The following is a 20484-nucleotide window of genomic DNA, read 5'->3' on the forward strand; positions in this document are numbered from 1 at the left end:
ACGCCCCTGCCCTCTCACTCTCGTGCTCGCGGTGACGGAGGAGAACCTCACGCCGCTTCCTGATCCGCTCTCTCCGTGGTGATGTCGACAACCACTTCCGGCAAGAATCCAAGGAGATAGTCCGCGACCTTGCTGGCCTGGGAAGCGGCCCGGACAATTGCACGATTGTCCTCGCGCAAGACTTCAAGCCACGAGCCGATATAGTCGGCGTGCCGCACCGTGGGCACGATACCGAGCGAGGCGCAACCGAACGCGGACGAGATTTCCGCAACCAACTCCTCGAAGGCGTACTTCCTGGTACCAAAGCTGCCCGACAAGTCGCGGTTGAGACGTGATGGATGGCCGCTGGCATGCGCCAATTCGTGCAGGGCCGTTCGATGCCAATTGATCGGTTCGAAATAGGCTTGCGGTGGGGGCACCTGCACATAATCTTCCGTCGGCGCATAGAAGGCGCGGTTGCCGCCGATCCGGAAGTCGATGCCGCTCGCCTTGATCAGAGCATCGACCGTCGGCTCGATCATGCCGGGTGGCGGTGGTGGCGCAGCGGTTACGATGTCCGAACCCAGCCCGTCGCATTGATCGAGATTGAAAACTGTGAAGCGCTTCAAAAATGGAACAGCTTGTGCCTCTTCGCCGGTCTCATGTGCGCGGCGCTTTTCGTCGACCGGCACAAAGCGGTCGGCATAGACGACGGTCGTGCCGCGCTCGCCCTTGCGGACGTGACCACCGAGCGACAGCGCCTGGCGGAAGGTAAGCCAGCTCTGACCGCTGAATCCACGTTCCGTGGCGGTACCCCAGAGAATTAGAATGTTTATGCCGCTGTATTGACGGCCGGACGCTGCGCTTTTCGGCATGGCCAGAGGCGCCTTCGCCGCCGCGGTCCCCCAAGGCTGCACCCATGGCACTCGGCCAGCCTCCAGTTCGGTGATGATCTTGTTGGTGATTTCGTCATAAAGGTTTGCCCGGTCCTCACCGGTGCGCGCCCGAGTATGGTGTCTGGACATCGCGGATCTCCGCGACGGGCGCCGCGAGCCTTTCTCGCAGCCTGTAACCCGTCACGGCAAAACCCGGCCGACACTCTGACTCTCGCCTCTACCTGAGAGAATGCGACATCTGCGACGCGGCCCGCCTTTGGCATTGAGTCTCTAGGCCGCAGGCCCGACCAGGCGTGCGCCAGGGGCGCATCGCCTCCCAATGGCACCCGGAGAGCGTGAGCATAGCGACCCGAAGGGGCACGCGGGTCCGAGTGCCGTCACGGGACCGGTTCAATAGCGGCACCCGGGAACGGGGCAGTGATAGCGATCGCCGCAGGCGAGCCCCTTTTCCGAGTGCCCCCGGCGAGGAGCTCCGCATCCCCTTGCGCGAGGGATTAAAGCCGGATCGCCGAGACGCAAAGCGGCTCGGTTCACGAAAGCCCGATGCGGCGGAGCCGCACGCGCGCGAGCGGAAGAACTCCCCCAAAGCTTGAGTCGGAGAACCTAGATTTCCTCGCGCGCATGCGTCTGCGCGTCATAGATCCTGATCTGAAGCATGGGAAAACGCTTCTTGAGCTCTTCGCCACCTGCCCTGGCGCCGTCTCTCGTTGTAAATTCGGCTTTGAGCCGGCCGTCCACTTCAAGCGCGTAACCAGAGGCCGGCAATTCACGGGTGGCAGCAACCATTTCATTCCCATTGTGCAGTGAGGTGACTGGGAATGATGGGTAGCGTGAGTCGCCCAAACCGCGCCAGAGCCACCGGCCCAAGTTCGGTGATTGGCCAATGCACGTTGTGGATTGGCGCCTTGCCGGGATCGCATCAAGGGTGGGCATTTGCATCATCCGAACAGGCGGACGGCTTTCCACGTGCGCGGATGCATGCACGATAGAGCCACGGCTCCACGTAACTGCCGTTCCAGAGACCCTGGCCGGTGCGCTCAGCCTCGCGCAGAGCTTCGCGATATCTGCCCTTCGAGTATTGGGGCCAATCCAACGCAAGACCGTTGCGTACAAGCCATTCCCCGAGATCCACACTAGCGACCGAGCAGGTCGCAACCGTGCGGCCATACGGGTCGAGGCTGACCGGGACACAATTGACAGGACGGCGGGCAATGAAGGCGTCAAGGTCGTTTGCGGCCTGCGCACCGCAAAGATATTGCAAGCTGTCTTCGCCGCGGCACAGCTGGCTGCTTTCCGGTGCATCAATGCCCCAAAGCCGGATGCGCACGCCATGCATGTCCAGCGTGTCGCCGTCGATCACGCTGGCCTGTCCGACAAAATCATCGGCCAAGGCCCCGCTCGACAGAATGGCGAGAATCAATGCGACAGCGGTTCGACGCATTTGCAATGACCTTGTAGGTACCGCAAACCATGCGGACTGGATTTCGGCCAGTTATCGAATGTGCAGCGCCGGCGGGTGTTCCAGCCGCTTGGAATCATGAAACTGGCGTGCCGCGCAGCCAGCGCCCCTCGAAACGAGCCCAGAACAGAATTACGTCCGGCTGCCAAGTGAATTCATAAGCCTTCCAGACGCCGTCATTCTTTATATCTTGGCCGGTCGCGTTGACTGCCAGGCCGCCCAGCCGGCAAAATCGCGTAAATTTCGTCCCGGCGCGCCCGTTGGGATGAGGCAAAGGCGCTGCAGCGCCCTTACCGGACCTAGCGCTGAAAATCGTCATGCGCGAGGTGGACAAGGAAGACAAGATTGCTGCGTGGCTGGTCTTGCACAGAGCGGCGGAACACGTGGACAAGCACCCGCCCCGACGATTTGGAATCGCTGCTCTGTGTTAGCAACCGGAACGAATCGAGGGCTGCAAGGATTCGTCCCTTGGCGGAGGAGCGATCGTGATGCTGATGACCAAGGAGAGCCGATTGATCCCTCGCCCGCCATCGACCAGGCCGTGAATGGCGACTTCCCCTGGCTGGAGATCCGGTGCGCGCGCTGCAAAACGCCGAGCGACGTCGACCTCGCGGCGATGAAGCATCCGCCGACCACCTTCGTGCACGATCTCGCCAGCCGGCTTCGTTGCCGCACATGCGCCAAGGCGGGCCGGCGTCCGTCCACGACTCTGTTAAACTTTGCGTGGCAGCCGCGCCACCTTCGTACCGAAGGCTGACCGATGTGCTGGTGTGGACGGCCTCTCATCCCCACGGTTTGATGGCGCTCTTGGCGTCACAGAAGATGAGAGGAAAGTCTAATGAATGTCCCGTTCGTATCGACATGGATACTTCGAAGTCCGTGTTCCAGCTTCGCGGTGTTGATGAGAATGAGATAGTGGTCGTTCGGCGCCAGTTTCGGCGAGCCGAGATGATCCGCTACTTCGAGCGGCTTCCGCCAGTTCTCGTCGCCATAGAGTCCTGCGGCAGCTTGCATCATTGGGGGCGCCTGCTGCAATCGTTTGGACACGATGGGGCGAGGGCGGTCACACCCAGAGCAGCGCGGCTCAGCGCTTCCTTGCGTCATAGGCCGACCAACTGGGAAATTCTGACTTGGGCGGAAGCCGATTGGCATAATGCGAATAAGAGTATTGGGGCCAATACTCTCGCCGATACGGCGAAACGACGGGAGAAATTGATCATATAGCAACAACCATGGGCGCGTCGTGTTATCCTACAGGCGCGAAGCCCACGTCGCAAAACCAGTCACTCGCTGCCCAGGCTTTATATGTGGCGGCACGCCAACCGTTACGTCGAGCCAGCGAGCAACTCGCCGCGCGCGTCTCCAGCTCGCTACGCACGACTTCTAGCCCTCCGTCGCGATGCATCTCAACCAGCTGATGGCGAATATTGACAAGTTCTTCCGCCGCTTCCGACGCATAGAGTTTTCCGAGGCCAAGCGTTTGGAAATGGTTCTTCACGCGTGCCGCGAGAACGCCATCCCGGCCGGCGGGCGTGACCACATGAAAACGCAGTGCCGCTGGTGCCGTCTCCACGACGCGTGCGGCAAGCCAGACCTCGTCATCAATTTCATCGTAATACGGATGCAGGCCGACCTCAGTGGCCTTTTGGGGGACAGCGCTTAGCTTCGCCTTGTTACAATCGGAGCAGGATGGAACGAGGTTTAGAGGAGTAACAGCCAATGCTGGATAATGCGCCTTGGGAAGGTGATGATCTAGCGTTGCCACGGGGCGCTGGGCACATAATGGGCATCGCCCTTGGGGTGAGGAACTAAAAATCTCGTCGTAGATGGCGCGCCCCGGAGCGCCGCTCTTCGCCATGCGCTGGGTATATACCTTCTCCATCTCCTTCGTGGTGACGGTGCCACCGACGAGTGGATCCTGCCCGAGTTGATGCAAGGCGTGCCGCTTCGCGGCTGCATCAAATGCAGTCGATGCATCGACGACTGCCTGAGTTACACCCTCCAAGCGCGCCTTAAGCGCTTGATTCCGCACCCGGCTGATGCAAGCAGTGAAGGATGCACGTGGCGTCGGTGCCGGTCGATCAAGCGTCCACATTAATTATCGTCTTCGCCATCAGCGCCGCGCGCGGCGAGTAGCCCTCGAATAATGGCCCTCGCCTCACCACCGAGCTCATTATTGAAACTTTCGACTATGGCGTCAAAATCGGCCTCGCGAGCAACCGCGTCTCTGAGCATCTTGTGAAAGCCAGAGTTTGTAACCTCGAGACCAAAAACTTCACGCGTTAGAATTCCTACATTCTCCCCGAAAGTCTCGATGTCGGGTCGCTCTGCTACCGAGCGCGCACCGGTACGACGAATCTTCCAGGCGCAACTTCGCGGCACCTCTTGGAGAACGACGGGAGAATGGGTGGCGATGACTGCCACTCCGTTTCGGTTGATTAAAAGATCGGACAGTGCGCGCACAAAAGCTGATAGAAGAGGTGGATGAAGGTGCGCTTCCGGTTCGTCGAGAAGGACGAGGGTCTTTTCTTCAACAGTTTCGACGAGCCGGGTAATCGTCAGCAGAACAATCTTGTGTCCAGAACTCAGCTTTGCGAACAGCTTACGCGCTTGCACTTTCAGTTCATCGTCGTCGATAATGTCATCGGCCAAGGCTGCGACTTCGGCGTCACGGAAGATCGGGTCAGCCTCCAACATCTCGAGCGCGCGGCGCCATCTGCTAGCCCGAGCCCCTTGCCGGCAAACTGAAACGCTGATCCCGAACTCGATCGACAAGCGCTCCGGCGATTTTGGCGGAAGCGGCTTCCCGTCCTTGCTGAGGCCTGCCCGTTTGAGACCAATATATGCGTATTGCACACCTTCCGATTTATCCTGCCGAACCGGCAGTGGCTCGAATGGATCGAACGCACTGAAAGTCACTGACACCAAATTGGTGAAGAGCCGCTCCTCCAGCAAGTCATCAACCTCGATCGAAAACGCGCCAACCTCGGACGCCTCCGCATTCTTCTCGACGATTGCGCGGGTCATATTGTTGAGCAGTGTCGTTTTGCCGACACCATTTCGACCGATCAAAACATGAATGTTCGTTGGTGGCTGAGACTCCGGCTCGACAACGAACGCCAGGGTCAGCGGGTTGATGCGTCGCGAGGTCGGTCGTGGTGCTGTATAGCTGAATTCGTAGCGCGTCAGACGGACGCCGCCCCTGGCTATGCGATGGAATTGACCGCGAACGGTTGCCGGCGACACTGAGCGCAGCAGCGATGTGCCTGTGACTTTTTAATCGAGGGCGCGTTCAAATAGCTCGGGGTCAAGTGCGACATCCCGGAGACCGTGCAAAATTCTATCGCGCATCTCAGGGCCGAGATTGTTCAGGTCGTCATAGTAACTGTCATCTTGCCCGAGGGAGAAGAACCTCTGGTCAAGCTCATCAAAGCTAGTTGGGATGTCCGGTCGGCGTTGGTTTTCAGCCATGCCGAACTCACCGATCTTGACACCACCAATGTCGTGCCGCTCGCCTTCCGCATCGAAGATGACCAAAGAGTAAAGAGTTGAGAATTTGAACCAATCGTCCCAGTTATCCGTTTGAAGATAGGCTGTCGACTGCGCTTGGACCGGCACCCGGGTGCCATGAGACAAGACAACAAAATATCCTCTTTGGCCCTCCACCATTCAGCTACCCCCTTCGCGGTCCGTCTCGGCTTCGGCCCGATTGGCTGTCGCTTCCAGTGTCGCTAGGGAGGCAAGGATGGCGTCGAAGTCCGGGGCGCGGCCGAAGATCATTGCCTGTGTGTTCGCATAGTCCCGGCGCAGCGCATCCACCATCGCCGGCGACGGTGTAATGGCGAACGTGCCCGGCTCGGCGGTAGCCAGATCAAAGTCCGGCCGGTCAAAGAACATCCTTGCATGGCTGACGCAGTCTTTCGCGAGCGTGACGTCGGCGAGGGCCGCTTGACCAGCATCCGACGAGAGTAGGCAATGCAGATCATAGTAGTGACGCGAAATCCGCTGGCCTTCCTGGCGCAAAACGCCACGACGTTCAAACCACCGTCGCAATCCGTGCGCGATCACGACCTTGTCCCAAAAAGTTCTACCGGATTCGATGGTCGTCACCTCTGGCACCGAGAGGTCGAGCGCATCTGTTTCGTCGGCTACATAAGGGCGGACCAACGCGGGTCGGTTCGGATCGAGCGCTGACTTGGCACCGGACTCGATACGCACCGCTGGACGTACGTAGCCTGCGTCGCGTGGCTCGACTTCGGGATACCACACGAGAAGCGTCTGTCCATCGGGGTCCTCGACATCAACCTCGATGCGGCCGGCCCCTGCGGTATCCTCGGCAAGTGCGGCCGCCAGGGCATTGCGAAGATCCCCGGTGACGTAAGCGTGGCAGGCATCGCGGATCGCGTCGAGACGCGCCCTTCGCTTATTTCCCGATAGTCTCTGAAGCTCCTCGACGGAGGCGGCTTGGTCGAGATCGTCCCGAAAGACTGTGACGTCGATGTCCTCAGAAAACCGTTGAATGAGCCCGTAGGCTTTGGAGAGCGACGTACCGCCCTTGAACAGAAGGCGCGGACCGTCTGATGAGAGTCGGTGATAGAGTGTGTTCAAGGTCCAGCAGACCCAAAAATCCTTCTCCACATTGCCGATCGGTGCGCCCAGCCGATTGGCCGCGGCTAGAAAGAGGTCAAGACGATCGCGCGCGGGCGCGGCAATCACTTCCCGGTAAGCTTCAGCACTCATGCCTGCGCCTCCGGCGCCGGTGAGATCAGCTCACGCAGGAAGTCCTGCATCCAAATCGGCAGCGCCGAGAAACCTTGGCGCAGGTCATCGCCGAGCGCAGGTCCATGTTCTGGGTCGGCAAAAAGGCGGCGAAGGTGGTTCGCCACGCGCTCATGCTCCTCTGGAGTGGCCAAGACGTCTTGCATCCAATGGAGCGCCTGGACGACCCGCATGGCGGGACGACCAGCCCAGAAGAGGCGGCTCGGCGCCGCCGGCTTGAAGTGAATTTCCTGGGCGCCAAGTTTGATCGGCTTGAGCCGCGTATCTACCAGCACTTCGATTCGAGCAGGTACGGCCGTCGTCAGACCAAGATCGTTGGCGGCGGTCATGCCGTCGACAACAAAGCGGGCCTGGTCACGCCGGGTGACAGCGCGGATCACCGCGCGATAGTCAGGTACGGTATCACGCCCTGTTAGCTGATTTCGGCGAGGACGATCATAGAGTCCACGATCAATCCGGCGCAGCTCTCCGGCGGCAACGAGTCGTTGCAGTACTTTATCCACGGCGGCACGTCCCCCGAGGTCAGCGAAGTCCGCTGGCGTCCATACGGTGTCGCCGTCGGACTGGATACGCGGGAGCAAACGGGAGCGGAGATCAGGGCTAGCTGAATCGGGCATGTCCGAAGGATTACGCATTTTTCGGACAAGTCAAAGTTCCGTTGTCCGAAGAAGGCTACATTTTTCGGACAACAGTGCTAGATTATGGCTGTCAGCGACTCGCCACATGGTATGTTCCTATTTTGTTCACGCGAGTCGGCTTGAAAAAGGCGATCGGAGTTTCGAAGACCATGGCGCGCCCCTATGCGAGTGAAATGGCAAAGTTGGCTGACACCTTTGAGTGGGCGGCCTCGGCTGACGTCAGCCCATTGCGGAAAGCAGTCCGAACAGCTGGTCTGTCTGCCTTGCGCGCCATCGGCTCCGGCGGCTCCCTCACGGCTGCTCACGCGCTGGCAAGCTTCCACCAGCGTTTTACGGCACGGATCGCGGCTGTGGCCACACCTCTGGAAGCCGTCGAAGAACCGCTAGACCAGACTGTCACCACCTGGCTACTCAGCGCCGGTGGTGGCAACGTCGATATCATCGCCGCCGCCAAGGCGCTGATCGGACGCGAACCGCGGCAGCTGGCCGTCCTGTGCGGGCGCGAAGACAGCCCTCTCGCCCAGCTCTGCCGCGCTCATCCGTTCGTGGATCTGCTCATCTACCCACCCCCGGCAGGCAAGGACGGCTTCCTCGCCACGAATTCACTGCTTGGCTTCACCACGCTCCTTGCCCGCGCCTACGAAGCGGAGTTCGGCTTCGAGACCGAATGGACTGACGCCGCAGCGAGCCTCCGCCCGCTCGTGCAAGAGGATTCGAACGCAGCCGCCACCTGGGAAGACGCAACCACGCAGCTATGGTCGCGGCCAACGACGCTTGTCCTCCATGGTTCCTCGACCCGCATTGGCGCCATCGATCTGGAGTCCAAGTTCACAGAAGCCGCGCTCGGCAATCTCCAACTCGCGGACTATCGCAACTTCGCCCATGGCCGCCATCACTGGCTGGCCAAGCGCGGCGAGACGAGCGGGGTTCTCGCTTTCGTCACCGATGACGACCGGTCATTGGCCGAGCGGACCCTGGCGTTGATTCCGCCGGAGATTCCTCAGGCGCAGCTGAGTTTTGCCGGAAACGCCAGCGCCACCGCGCTCTCAGCTCTGGTTGCGGCCCTACGTGTCAGCGGTTGGGCCGGCGCCGCGCGCGGTATCGACCCGGGCCGGCCGGGTGTGCCTGATTTTGGTCGAAAGCTGTACAATTTACCGTTGCCTCGTGCAGGGCGAGCAGAAAGCCTTACCGGCCTCACGGCGCGGGACGCTGCGGCTATAGCGCGCAAGGCCGGCGTTGCTCCCGAGCGTATGGCGGGCGCCGGCGAGCTCGATCGCTGGCGGCTCGCGCTCGGCACTTTCCGCGATGGGCTTCGTGCGGCGGCCTTTGCAGGCGTCGTTCTTGATTACGATGGCACTATTGTCGATACACGCGACCGCTTCATGCCAGCCAGCGAGTCGATGTGCGCGCAGCTAGAACGCATCGCAACAGCGGGGGCTTGGGTTGCTATCGCGACCGGCCGCGGCGCGTCGGTCCGCCGAGATCTTCAGGCTCGGCTTCCGAAGACGCTTTGGCCAAAGATTCTGATTGGCTATTACAATGGCGCCGAGATCGCGCGGCTGGACGACGAAGACGCACCGGATGGCTCCGAAGGCACGTGCGCTGCGCTTGCATCGCTCGCCGCAGCGCTGCGCAATCAGCCCGAACTCGCACAGGTCGCTCGGCAAACCGAACGGCGCTATCAAATTACGCTGGAAGTCACTCGAGTCATACCCGAAAGCCGGCTTTGGGACTTGGCACGGCAGATCATCATGATGACCGATACCGCCGATGTCACCGTCACCAGATCGAGCCATTCGGTCGACATCGTGGCGGCCGGAGTTTCAAAGCTTAATATTCTGACCCATCTGCGTGATCTGGCCGGCTCCGCGCCGTTGCTCGCCATTGGTGACCGGGGACGCTGGCCTGGTAATGATTACGAGCTCTTGCGTGGGCCTTACGCACTCGGCGTCGACGAGATTAGTGTCGATCCTGCCACGTGCTGGAATCTGGCGCAGCCGGGACAACGCGGGCCTGCGGCCACGTTTGAATATCTCTCATCTCTACACGTGAAGGACGGCATCCTCGGCTTTGCAAAGGGCGCCCTCGCATGAATCAGGACCTTGGCCTCAAGATACTGGGCCAGATCATGGACTGGCCCGATGAACGGGCGCGAGAGGAATTCCAATGGCTCCGGCTCATGGCGCGCCTGAAATACGACGGCTACCGAGACTTCCAGGCCGGCATGCGCTTTATCGAAAGTCTAGCAACCTGGCTGCAGCAATTTACGCCCGCCGAGCGCGAAACCGCGTACGCATTCGTCAGGTACACCCTTGTCTACATTGGCCCCAGCGAAATGCACCGCCTGGTCGAGCAATTTTATCCTCGAACCGTTCGGGACCGGATTATCCGTACGGTTGCAGCTGAGCGGGGCATCCCGACCTATCGTGTTCTCGCTGACGCCGACGGCCGCGCAGCGGCTGAACGGCTTCGGCGGCAAACTCTATTCATGGGCCTGAGCGATGGTGCCCGGATCGACACTGTGCGGCACGCTAATGTCGGCCTGATCACCAATGAGCAGCTGGTTCTGGCAACACAGGTCGACAGAGACAAATGGGCAGACTTGCTCGAAAACCTGCGCGCCGACGTCGGCGATCCCGAAGCGCGCTTTCGTTTGGTCTATCTGATTGACGACTTTACCGGCACTGGAACAACATTTCTCCGGTACGATCAGAAAAAGCAGAAGTGGAAGGGAAAGCTCATTAAATTCCGTGAGTCGATCGAAAGTGCGGTGACAGCGCTGGGTGGCGATCGAATTCTCGCGCCGGGCTGGGAATTATGCATCCACCACTACGTCGCTTCGGCCGGCGCTGCCCAAGCTATCGTCCAGCGCCATCAAGAAGCACTGCCGGCACTCAACGGCGATGGATGGGCCAAACAGGTCCACGCTTCCTTCGGCACGATTCTACCGCAGGATCTGCCAATCAACACCGATAGCCGGCATGCTGCGTTCATCAAGCTGACGCAGACTTACTATGATCCAAAGATCCAGACGAAGCATACCGAAGTTGGTGGCGCGCCCCATCTGGGTCTTGGCTATGGCGGCTGCGCGCTTCCGCTGGTGCTTGAGCACAACACGCCCAACAACTCGGTCGCGCTGTTGTGGGCCGAGACTGACGGTGGTGTACAGGAGAACGCAGTCGTGCCGGCGATGCGCCCCCTGTTCCGCCGCCGTCAGCGGCACGCTTAAAAGCGACGGCATGGCGAACCCTTTCGAGAAACGAGCGACCGAATATCTCCGAGACGACGAGGCTTTCTTAGCCGTCGTGACGCCGGAGCCGCTTGCGACCTTCTTCCAGAAACCTGCCAAAGAGGGGCGACTATACGACAGGCTTGCGATGATCATCGGAACGCCGGGCAGCGGTAAGACCACTCTGGCGCGGCTCTTCCAGTTCTCCACGCTGACGACACTGCTTCGCAACCGCGGCCTGAACACCTATAAGGCATTGATTGACACCTTGACGGCTTGTGGAGCGATCGAAGACGAACGCCCAACTGTGATCGGCGGCCGCCTGCCGCTTGAAGCCGAGTACCGCGAGTTTTGGGAATTTCCCTATCCTGAGGATCTCAAGACGGGCCTCATGATCGCGCTGTTGCAGGCGCGAACCGTACTAACTTGGCTCCGCAACTTTCAAGCCGCTGGGATACCGCTCGATCGCGTGGAAATCATTCCGCGCGCTGAAGCTGACGCCGCGCTCACCGCGATTGGCGGAACGCATGGTCCCGCCCTGCTTACGCGGGCGCGCGAGGTTGAGCTGGCGATCTATAAAATCTCGGCGGCGTTGATGCCTCCCGATATCGAGGACATCGATCGCGAAGCCGCGGCAGTCTATCGGCCGTTTGATGTGATCGAGTCGTTCCGTATTACCGACGGCGGACAGGTACTGCAGCTCAGGCCGCTGGTCATTTTCGATGATGCCCATAGCCTGCATCCGACGCAACTCGCTGCGCTGCGCCGGTGGCTCACCCGGCGCGAAATGAAGGTCGCCAGATGGGTGCTGACCCGTTTGGACGCGCTAACGCCCGGCGATGTGTTGCTGGATAAGATCGCGGGGCCCGAGGAACCCGGGCTGAAGCATACGCGCGAGATCACCGACATCTGGATGCAGAGTAGCGATGATCGCGGGGGCCAGCGTCGCGCGTTCCGCAAGATGGCGAAGGACATGGCTGGCCGATATCTGAGTCAGATGGAGGTGTTCAACCGACGGCGCCTTAATAGCCTCGGCGACTTGCTTGCGACCGCGCCCGAAACGATACCGCCTGGCAAGCGCGACAGGCTTGCCCAACAAGTCGAGGTCTTGCAACACCGTTACGGCGTTTCCGCCGAGCGGCGGCGTGCGCTGGAACAAGAGGTCGAAACCTATCTGGCCGGCGCTCGCGAAGATGGCGAGGACTTGCGGTTTGCCATGCTCGCGATCCTGCTGGAGCGCTACGCCAAACGCACCCCGCAACGGGGCTTGTTCGAGGCAGGCGGCGATGATGCCGAGCCAAACCGGCCCCTCACCGCCGACGCCGACGTGGCCGATGGCGCGCGCATTCACCTGATGCACCGTCACGATCGGCCGTATTATTTCGGCATCGACGCTCTTTGCGACGCCAGCTCCGAGAATGCGGAGCAATTCCTGCAGCTCGCTGCCCGTTTGGTGTCGCAATCGGAAACCCAGCTCATCCGCGCCAAAGCAGCAACCCTAAAGAGTGGTATTCAACATAAGCTTTTGCGCGAGCGCGCCGGCGAGATGGTGCGGGAATGGGACTTTCCCCAACACCAACAGGTCCGTCGGCTGGCCGACGGAATCGCAGCCGAGTGCCTCGTCAAGAGTCTTGAAGGTAATGCCTCTCTGGGCGGCGGCGCCACAGCGTTTGGCATCCCGCAGGATGAATTCGAGGCGATTCCGGAGACCAATCCAAAATTGGCCCGCGTCCTGCAGTTCGGGGTGGCCTACAACGCTTTCGTGCTTGTGCCGAACCACGGCACCAAAAAGCGGGTGTGGTGCCTGATCGAATTGGGCGGCGTGTTTCTGCTCCACCAAGGACTGACCTTAAAGCGAGGGGGCTTTCTCGAACGGCGTGCTGAAGACCTCCTTCGCTTTCTGGGCGAGGGCTGAAATGGCACGCGACCGTCGCTGGGACCCCTGTATCGCCCATCACGGCCCGGAGGCGGATGCGTTCGTGGCGGACTACTTCGCCCTGAAGGATCGACGCGTATTGTTCGTGGCTGGCGCTGGGTTCGACCCCCGGTCCAGAACCGTGGCTGCACGTCTGGTTGCAGCAGGCGCGTCGGTCCGAGCCATCTTCTTCCAGGAGAACCGTCCGAATGCGCTGCAAGGCTTGATTGACCGCGCAAGCGCAAACACGGATGCGCTTCTTGCGGCGATCGCGGACCGGGAGGTCGTGCCCGTGGATATTTTCGGCGTCGATGGTGCAGTGACCGGTGGCCGAAATGTGGTAGCCATCCTCAATCGCCAGCAATTCGACGGGATCACGGACATCGTGATCGACATCAGCGCACTTTCGGTTGGCACCAGCTTCCCGATAATCCGCTATTTCTTGGAGCGCATCGAGCGGCGGAAGGGTCCAGCAAACCTGCATGTTTTTGTCGCGCACGATCCGAAGCTCGATGCAGACATCCGGTCGGTCCCGAGCGACTCACCCGGGTATGTGCACGGTTTCAAGGGAGGGTCGACCCTCGACAGCTTCGCGACCGCAGCGAAACTCTGGCTACCGCAACTTGCGGCTGGGCGTCGAAGAGCGCTTGGTCGGTTGCACGACTTCGTGGCGCCACACGATACCTGCCCGATCCTCCCCTTCCCGGCCACCAATCCTAGACTGGGCGATGCTTTGGCCGAGGAATACCTCACGGAATTGGAGAGCGGCTGGTTGGTAGACACGCGCAACATTGTCTATGCCGACGAGAGTGACCCCGTCGACCTCTACAGAACCATTCTTCGGCTGGACGACCTGCGAAAGCCCGTTTTCGCGGAGACGGGCGGCTCGCTCCTCGTGCTCTCGCCCTTCGGAAGTAAAGTCATGGCCTTGGGAGCGTTGATGGCGGCGCTTGAGCGCGATTTGCCGGTCGCGCATTTGGAGCCGATCGGCTACGATCTGGGCTCGTCGGTTCCCACGGAGATCGCCGCACCCAATCTTGTTCATATTTGGTTGGAAGGGGACGTGTATCCTCAACCCCGGCCGGCACTACTCATAGAGGGAAAGACTGCAAAATGACTGCTGTGGAGCGACCAAAAGCCTTTGGAGCTGGCCTGATCGCGCTCGATCTAGTCATCGGCTTGGATCCGCAGGCGCCCGTTCGTTCATGGGCGGGCGGAACCTGCGGCAATGTCCTCTCTGCTCTGGCTTATTTAGGCTGGGACAGTTATCCCATAGCGCGAATGAATGGCGATCCGGCCTCGGTCCGCGTTCGCGACGACATGGCGCGCTGGGGTGTCCGACTGGACTACGCCAACTGCGGTCCAACGGCACATACGCCTATTATTATCCAGAAGATCCGACGCGGGCGCGACGGCAGGCCCAAACATCGATTTTCCTGGTCATGCCCCCAGTGCGGGCAATGGCTTCCCGGCTTTAAGGCCGTGACGATCGAAGCCGTCGAAAAAGTAACCCCGGCATTGAACGACGCGTCGGTGTTTTTCTTGGACCGCTTGTCTCGGGCGACGCTGATGCTCGCCGCGCAAGCGGCCGAGCGAGGCGCGGTGGTGGTCTTCGAGCCATCGAGCAAAGCAACCGACAAACTATTTGCCGAGGCAATCGGCATCGCCCATATTGTCAAGTATGCGGACCAACGGCTTGCTGGCGTTCAGGGCGTGATGAAGGACGGTACGGCAACGTTGGTTGAAGTCCAGACCCTGGGTGAGCAAGGCCTCAAGTATCGCCACCGCCTCGGACGATCCGTTTCAAACTGGCTTCATCTCAGCGCCATTGCTGCTCCACGTCTGGCAGATACCTGCGGTTCGGGCGATTGGTGCACGGCAGGCCTCATCGCGAAGGTTGCCGGGCGAGGTCAGGCGGGACTGCGACAGTCCGGCGCACAAGGCCTACGCGCTGCGCTTCGTTATGGACAGGCTCTTGCCGCCTGGAACTGCGGCTTCGAAGGAGCCCGCGGCGGCATGTATGCAGTCACGCGCAAAGCTTTTGACCAGCAAGTCACAGCTCTACTTGCTGGCGAGCTCGATAACTTTACTGAAGGCGCGGTGGAATTTGGACCGGAAAGCATCATTGCCTGCCCGGCCTGCCCTCCAAAATCAGCAAATCGAAGACCCTTGGCCCGTGGGCGCGCTCGCTTGAAGAGGGCGGCCGCGTAGACCGCGGTCGCAATTCCGTCGATGGCCCTTCAGCAGCTCGAAGTCGCTCATGACGGCGAAGTCTCGATTGGATGCTCTCAGATCTAACCTGTTTACGACGGCACTGTTTGATTCTTTTAGGGATTACGTTTTTGGTGGCACCGGATCAGCCGCCGCGATGCCAAAGAGGGGAAACCAAAGTGGTGTCCGCCTGCTTGCACTCAGTTTGGAGAATGCGCTTCAACCGTCTGGAGCGAGTTCATGCAGCGGGACGAATACGGAATATGACTGATTAGCGCGCAGCCGTGATGATAGCCAAGAGGACTAATCATCTTAAAGCGCCGTCGAAATTCTTCCGAACGAAATCTTCCGGCGAGCGCTTCCAAAGCGGCGTGTCGTAGTATTCCCCGTTTGCGGTCGACGACGAGATCGAGTACCGGTCCTTCGGCCTTCACAGCGCCGCGTGGTAGAACGTGAGGTGGTCAACAGCGTGCGCTCGGTCTTTGGACGGACGTTGCGCGGCACGCCGCGCGACGGATGACAAGCCCGTTCGAAAGCGTACATCGTCCGCGAACCTCAGCGACTCGTGATATGGGTGATCATGCAGTTTCAACGCTATATGGCCACCGACGTGTTCGCGCGCGAGCTGGGCTCCCTTCACGCATTTCATGGCCGGAAAGTCGGGTCAGGGTTGCTTGAATATCTTGAACAGCAGGGACTGCTCTCTCCGCGGATGCGCATCCGCTATCCTGACCCGGTAGCGCGCCGATTTTGGCTGATGGCGCACGAACATTGGGGCCCACGCCAGTTGCGCCATCCAACCGAGCCGGACGGGCCACGTTGGGACGCCGCTGTCGAGCTGGATGAGGCGCTTTATCGTTGGCGAAATAGCTTGGCTTATGGCGCGTCCGACAATCCGCTCGACGATCCAACACCGCGCTTTTCCGAATTCATCCAACACTCGTCAGAAACGACGTTTGAAGCCTGGCTGGATATGCGCGTCGACGTAAGCAATGATGTCGAGACAAACATGTTCGACGCCATAAATGTCGAGACGTACTATTCTACGTGGCAAGTGCTGTTGGCTGCCGAGTTAGCAGACGCAGGGGTGCACATCAGAATTAATCTGGGCGACGAAGCTACCTTCCAGCGCACCATGGAAGCGCTGGACGCCGGCAGGCTTCCTCACGGTTCTGGCCCTTCCTATGATTTTGCGCCGTTCCATGCGGCGCGAAGATTTGCAGAGCATCAAGCAGCCCTGGATGCGGTCGTTTGGTTCGCCGAGGAGCGTTCGCGTGTCCTGTCGGACATCATCAAGGGACAAGGCGGCGGGCGCTTTCGGCTCAGCCCGACGCAGAGCGCGCAGTACGAACAAGAGACAGTCGCGTTGTCGGCGGCGGCGGTTGGCCGCTTTACCGTAAATCTCGACCAACTCATTGCGGCAATCCGGTTTCTTGTGGAACGTTGGTCCGAATGGAAGCGAGAGGGGCGCCCGCTGATTGCGGACGGCTATCAAGCCGTTCTGGCAAAAGCCGTCATCCTGGCCCGGCTGGCCGGCAATGTGAATTTCGCCGAGTTGCGCGACCGTATCGGACGGGTCGGCGGATGGTTCAAGCCGGCTTTAGATGTCATATGGCCGGATTGGGCGGCGGAGGAGAAAGAGCGCGTACATGTTACGCTCAAGGCATCGCTGGCGACGGTCGGTTCAACGAGCGTTTCGGATGCTGATATCAACGCCTTTGTCGACTTCTTGGCAAAGGAGGGCCAAGAAGCGTTCTTCTGGCGGCTGCGATCATTCGAGGAGCATGCGCTGCGCGGCAACGAATTCGCGATCGAGGCCATGAAAAGCGATGTGCAGGGACTATCCGTCGTCGTCGAGCACATTGCGGCTGCCTTGGGCGGCACCGGCACCCAGCTTTTTCAGAAATTCAGGCACCTCTGGAAGGATTCGCAGGTCTTGCGTCTACTCGATCGCAGTCACGTTACGGATCTGCGTAAGCAGTATACGCTACCGAGCAACTGGGCGGCACAGAAAGCGGCGTTCCAGGCCTTGCGCGCGGAACCGGGCGGCGAGATTGTGGCCGACCTGGTAGCGGCACATCGAATCCGCGCATCTGTCCACGAGGCGCTACCGGAAGACGACCACTTCGAACTGGAAGCATTCTTCGTGGGTTTGATGCGCGCTGCGCTGCTTACATTTCTGCAGGTCCGCGGCTAGTACCCGGAATCAGAGCTGAGTGATACGTCGAGCTTTGAAGGGACGCTGGCGGACCTTTTTCTTGGTCCAGACGAATGGCTCAGCCTTGCCGTTATATGCTTTGATGTAGGCATCGATGTGCTGCTCGAGCTGTTTGAGGCTTGTGAACGAGGCGCCGCTCAACGACTGCCCCTGTAGGATCGAAAACCACACCTCGACCTGATTGAGCCAGGATGCGCTGGTGGGCGTGAAATGAAATTTCACATTGGGATGTGCCTCGAGCCATTCCTCGTTCCTCTGATGGGTGCTGAGGTTGTCGAGAATGACGTGAAGCTGTCGGTTCGGAAATGCTGCGGTCACGCGATCCATGAAGTCGAGAAACTCGACCCGGCGACGTCGCTTCGAATGCGTCGCAAGGATCTTCCCGGTAGCGACTTCCAGCGCTGCAAACAGCGTGGTCGTGCCATGCCGCTTGTAGTCGTGACTTTGCCCGGTCAGGGATCTGCCGTTGGGCAGTTTCAGATAACCCTGCGCTCTTTCCAAGGCCTGAATCGAGGGCTTTTCGTCCACGCATAGCACAATGGCCTTTTTCGGTGGGGCGACATAGAGGCCAACCACGTCGGCGGCTTTGGCCGTAAACTGCCGGTCGCTGCTCTCGCACCAAGACTTGCGAGCGACGAGATCGATCTTGTTACCGCGCAAGAACCGCCAGACATATTGCACGTCGACATCGCCAAGTTCCCCAGCCAGCAGAGGCCCAGTCCAGCGCGCGTACCCAGCGGGGGGCGACTTATCGAGCAACTTCAAAATCCGCTTGTCAGTGGCCTTCGTATAGATCGGCTGTTTGCCCGGCAGGGGCTTGCTTTGCAGACCTTCAAGACCATGATCCGCATAGCGGTGCCGCCAAAGGCTGACAATCCGAGGCTGGACCCCAACCTCCTTGGCGATCGATCGGGTGCTGCGACCTGCTGCTGCCAGCAGAACGATCCGGGCTCGCTTCAAATCGCGCTGCAACGTCACCGGTGAGCGGCAACGTTGCTCAAGCACTTGGCGATCTTTCTTCGAAAGATGGACTTCTCTTGCTTCGGGTATCATCCTCGACGTTGAATCATGACTCACTTCCCAGGGAAAGTGGGTACTAGGCGAAGCGACACCACTCCTTCGACGCCGACAATGCGCGAAGACCGTTACTGGCGGACGGTATGTGCTCTTATGGTCCAAGGCATCGACCAACTCTTCAGAATGGGAATGTCCCACGACCCACTCAGGCAGTGTTGTAGCCCGGTCTGGCCGAAGGCCTTACTATGTGACGGATGCGCAATGGACCGACCGCTACTTTCACGGCCGACGGCGTGAACGGTCGCCTGAGTAGCCGACTTGGATTGTTTCTTAGATAAGCCGAGGAACCGCGAAGACGATATCCTTTGTTGGCTTTTCTTCCCCGAACAGAAATCGAGCACATTCGGCCAAGATTTTAAACGACGGTCTTTGTTTCTCGTCGTGAGGCGCTGCTTTCAAATATTGCTCGGTCTGTGGTCCCGCGCAAAGTGTTTGCCTGACGTCATGGGCGAAGACGCTTTCCTTTGCGAGCATACATCGGCTCGTAAGAATTGCGCCCTCCGCAACTGAGAGCGTGACTCCCCTGAGAAGCACCTGTTCATCGTCAAAAATAATATTGAACAAGGACATGCGCAAATCCACAGAGCTGCGTGGGCTTGCGATGATATACAGATTCTCATCCGAGCAGAAATAGGCGCCAAGCGACCGGCGAACCCCGCCTGGGACTTGACGCCACGATCGATAAATCGGCGCGTAATCAGAGCCGCGTTGTTTCGATAGCCGGCTTCTGGCCACAACCACATTTTGTTCTTCGTCTAATGCAAAGTGCAGATAGTTGCCGCTGTATTTCTGGATGACCTTGTCACTGAGATCGGTATCGATCCCCAGCGCTGAAATGAAAGAGTGAGGCCGCGATCTTTTGTTGTCGCTCCATTTTGGCTCTCCTGAAACGTGCTCGTCATCGGGTGAAGGTCCAGTATCGGAGTGATTGTCTTGCGCCGCGCGCGGGGGCTCCTTCAGAAAAGCCAGACTTTCTACCGCTGTGTTGCCAGGGGTGAGATGTTCCGCTAGTTCGCGGTCTTCCCGCCATTTGGCCGATTTCGCTTCCCAATATTCCAGCAGGACGATTGCCAGGTTCTCAGATGGCCGAACGCGCGGCCTGCCGTTCGCGGTGTAGGCGACGCCAGCCAAGCGCTGGCCCGGCGTGACCTTTTTCGTTTCGTTGAGTATCAGGGGCCTGCCATTGGCCAGCTTGAACAGCTCCGTATGCAGATCTTCCCAATCCAGCCCCTTCGAGCAATCTTTTGCCGCGGTCAGAAGCGCTTGAACCGCCTTTTGGGCGTTAAGATCTAAAGGCATGCATCCCCCCGGTCAGCCCCCGATACAAGAGTATGCGGGCTTTTTACACGGAAATCGCAGAGGTTGCATACTTTCATCAGTTCATTAGCGGGTACGGATTTCGCTCTCGCGACTTGAACCGTCGAGACACCGCGCCGGGATATTCCCATCGCGAGTAGTCCGGACGAGGAGCAAGTGATGAAGACTTTTCTACTGGCCAGCGTCGCCGCGGTCGTGCTGGCGACCGCCGCCTTCGCCGAGGATAAGCCGGTGACCGAGCCGCAGCCCGCCGTAGGCTCCACGGCCGGACGCGGCAGCACCAGCCAGTACATCGTGCCGACGGCGCCCGGCGGCAATCCCGGTGCCCAGGCGGGCATGAACTGGACGTCGCGGAGCGGCAACACCAACCTCGGCGGTTACGTCGGTGGCAACACCGGCGGCGGCTACGAGGGCGGCGCGCGCGTTCAACTTCACTTCTAGCAAGACCGGTGTGTCCCGGCCTATTGCGGCGGGGACACACCATTCCCTCTCACGCCAAGGAGTTACTCCATGAAACGTCTCGTTCTGTCTGCCACGGCAGCTGTGGCCCTTGCGGGAGTGGCATGGGCCGATCAGCCCGACCGCCGGACCGATATCCATCACACCGACGGCTCGACGACGACGGTCACGACTGACCGTTCGGGCACCTTGGCCGTCACGCCCGGCCATGGCGGCGGTCAGGCTGGCCGCGGTATTCCGCACGACGATATCGTGAAGGAATACACGCGACCGGGAAGCCAAGTCCAACCGATCGAGCGTCGGTAGA

Annotated in this window: 18 protein-coding genes and 2 pseudogenes; 10 read left to right on the top strand and 10 right to left on the bottom strand. The window is 60.0% G+C overall.

Annotation, left to right across the window (positions count from 1 at the left end):
- Window positions 1-47: 47 nt before the first annotated feature.
- The 3 genes from ACVIN2_RS15030 to ACVIN2_RS15040 form a co-directional block, all read right to left on the bottom strand.
- A complete protein-coding gene (locus tag ACVIN2_RS15030; RefSeq protein WP_456766174.1) occupies window positions 48-1004 on the bottom strand; it encodes an ArdC family protein in 957 nt (318 codons plus the stop codon).
- A 474-nt stretch (window positions 1005-1478) separates the two neighbouring features.
- Complete coding sequence (locus tag ACVIN2_RS15035; protein WP_007605933.1) at window positions 1479-1661, bottom strand: hypothetical protein; 183 nt, start codon at window positions 1659-1661, stop codon at window positions 1479-1481.
- Window positions 1662-1794: 133 nt separating this feature from the next.
- Entirely contained in the window at window positions 1795-2316 is a 522-nt protein-coding gene (locus tag ACVIN2_RS15040) for a thermonuclease family protein (protein ID WP_456766175.1), read from the bottom strand.
- Between the two features lie 520 nt (window positions 2317-2836).
- On the opposite strand from ACVIN2_RS15040, the pseudogene ACVIN2_RS15045 reads away from it, so the two are divergent.
- A pseudogene (locus tag ACVIN2_RS15045) lies at window positions 2837-3091 on the top strand (hypothetical protein); the annotation flags it as partial.
- A 65-nt stretch (window positions 3092-3156) separates the two neighbouring features.
- A pseudogene (locus ACVIN2_RS15050) lies at window positions 3157-3417 on the top strand (hypothetical protein); the annotation flags it as partial.
- Between the two features lie 163 nt (window positions 3418-3580).
- On the opposite strand, the gene ACVIN2_RS15055 reads toward ACVIN2_RS15050, so the two are convergent.
- The 5 genes from ACVIN2_RS15055 to ACVIN2_RS15075 are packed head-to-tail and all read right to left on the bottom strand — an operon-like array spanning window position 3581 to window position 7730.
- On the bottom strand, window positions 3581-4429 hold the full coding sequence (locus ACVIN2_RS15055) for an HNH endonuclease (RefSeq protein ID WP_317246507.1): 849 nt from the start codon (window positions 4427-4429) through the stop codon (window positions 3581-3583).
- Window positions 4429-5580 carry an AAA family ATPase gene (locus ACVIN2_RS15060; protein ID WP_456766176.1) on the bottom strand — a complete coding sequence of 384 codons (1152 nt, stop codon included), beginning with the start codon at window positions 5578-5580 and terminating at the stop codon, window positions 4429-4431. Before ACVIN2_RS15060 ends, ACVIN2_RS15055 begins: the two co-directional genes overlap by 1 nt.
- A 30-nt stretch (window positions 5581-5610) precedes the next feature.
- Window positions 5611-6003 (bottom strand): hypothetical protein, encoded by a 393-nt coding sequence (locus tag ACVIN2_RS15065; protein ID WP_456766177.1) that lies wholly within the window; start codon window positions 6001-6003, stop codon window positions 5611-5613.
- On the bottom strand, window positions 6004-7074 hold the full coding sequence (locus ACVIN2_RS15070; protein ID WP_317245290.1) for a nucleotidyl transferase AbiEii/AbiGii toxin family protein: 1071 nt from the start codon (window positions 7072-7074) through the stop codon (window positions 6004-6006).
- A complete protein-coding gene (locus ACVIN2_RS15075; RefSeq protein WP_456766178.1) occupies window positions 7071-7730 on the bottom strand; it encodes a DUF6088 family protein in 660 nt (219 codons plus the stop codon). Before ACVIN2_RS15075 ends, ACVIN2_RS15070 begins: the two co-directional genes overlap by 4 nt.
- Before the next feature lie 140 nt (window positions 7731-7870).
- Between ACVIN2_RS15075 and ACVIN2_RS15080 the strand changes: the two genes are divergently transcribed.
- The 6 genes from ACVIN2_RS15080 to ACVIN2_RS15105 all read left to right on the top strand — a co-directional run bounded on the left by ACVIN2_RS15080 (window position 7871) and on the right by ACVIN2_RS15105 (window position 17303).
- The gene (locus tag ACVIN2_RS15080) at window positions 7871-9844 is read left to right on the top strand and encodes a sucrose-6-phosphate hydrolase (RefSeq protein WP_456766179.1); all 1974 of its coding nucleotides are present in this window, start codon (window positions 7871-7873) and stop codon (window positions 9842-9844) included.
- Window positions 9841-10980, top strand: a complete 1140-nt coding sequence (locus ACVIN2_RS15085; protein ID WP_456766180.1) for a phosphoribosyltransferase-like protein — start codon at window positions 9841-9843, stop codon at window positions 10978-10980. The genes ACVIN2_RS15080 and ACVIN2_RS15085 overlap by 4 nt, the downstream gene beginning before the upstream one ends.
- Before the next feature lie 10 nt (window positions 10981-10990).
- Complete coding sequence (locus tag ACVIN2_RS15090; protein ID WP_456766181.1) at window positions 10991-12895, top strand: ORC-CDC6 family AAA ATPase; 1905 nt, start codon at window positions 10991-10993, stop codon at window positions 12893-12895.
- A gap of 1 nt (window position 12896) precedes the next feature.
- A complete protein-coding gene (locus ACVIN2_RS15095) occupies window positions 12897-14012 on the top strand; it encodes a hypothetical protein (protein WP_456766182.1) in 1116 nt (371 codons plus the stop codon).
- Complete coding sequence (locus tag ACVIN2_RS15100) at window positions 14009-15106, top strand: PfkB family carbohydrate kinase (protein ID WP_456766183.1); 1098 nt, start codon at window positions 14009-14011, stop codon at window positions 15104-15106. Before ACVIN2_RS15095 ends, ACVIN2_RS15100 begins: the two co-directional genes overlap by 4 nt.
- 580 nt (window positions 15107-15686) lie before the next feature.
- Window positions 15687-17303 carry a hypothetical protein gene (locus ACVIN2_RS15105; protein WP_456766184.1) on the top strand — a complete coding sequence of 539 codons (1617 nt, stop codon included), beginning with the start codon at window positions 15687-15689 and terminating at the stop codon, window positions 17301-17303.
- Between the two features lie 9 nt (window positions 17304-17312).
- Here ACVIN2_RS15105 and ACVIN2_RS15110 read toward each other — a convergent pair whose 3' ends face one another.
- Window positions 17313-18377 (bottom strand): IS630 family transposase, encoded by a 1065-nt coding sequence (locus ACVIN2_RS15110; RefSeq protein WP_456766185.1) that lies wholly within the window; start codon window positions 18375-18377, stop codon window positions 17313-17315.
- Window positions 18378-18671: 294 nt separating this feature from the next.
- The gene (locus ACVIN2_RS15115; protein ID WP_317245299.1) at window positions 18672-19700 is read right to left on the bottom strand and encodes a hypothetical protein; all 1029 of its coding nucleotides are present in this window, start codon (window positions 19698-19700) and stop codon (window positions 18672-18674) included.
- A gap of 177 nt (window positions 19701-19877) precedes the next feature.
- Between ACVIN2_RS15115 and ACVIN2_RS15120 the strand changes: the two genes are divergently transcribed.
- Window positions 19878-20159 carry a hypothetical protein gene (locus ACVIN2_RS15120; RefSeq protein ID WP_317245300.1) on the top strand — a complete coding sequence of 94 codons (282 nt, stop codon included), beginning with the start codon at window positions 19878-19880 and terminating at the stop codon, window positions 20157-20159.
- A gap of 69 nt (window positions 20160-20228) precedes the next feature.
- Complete coding sequence (locus ACVIN2_RS15125; protein ID WP_317245301.1) at window positions 20229-20483, top strand: hypothetical protein; 255 nt, start codon at window positions 20229-20231, stop codon at window positions 20481-20483.
- Window position 20484 lies beyond the last annotated feature (1 nt).

The sequence above is a fragment of the Bradyrhizobium sp. USDA 3650 genome (assembly GCF_054057395.1).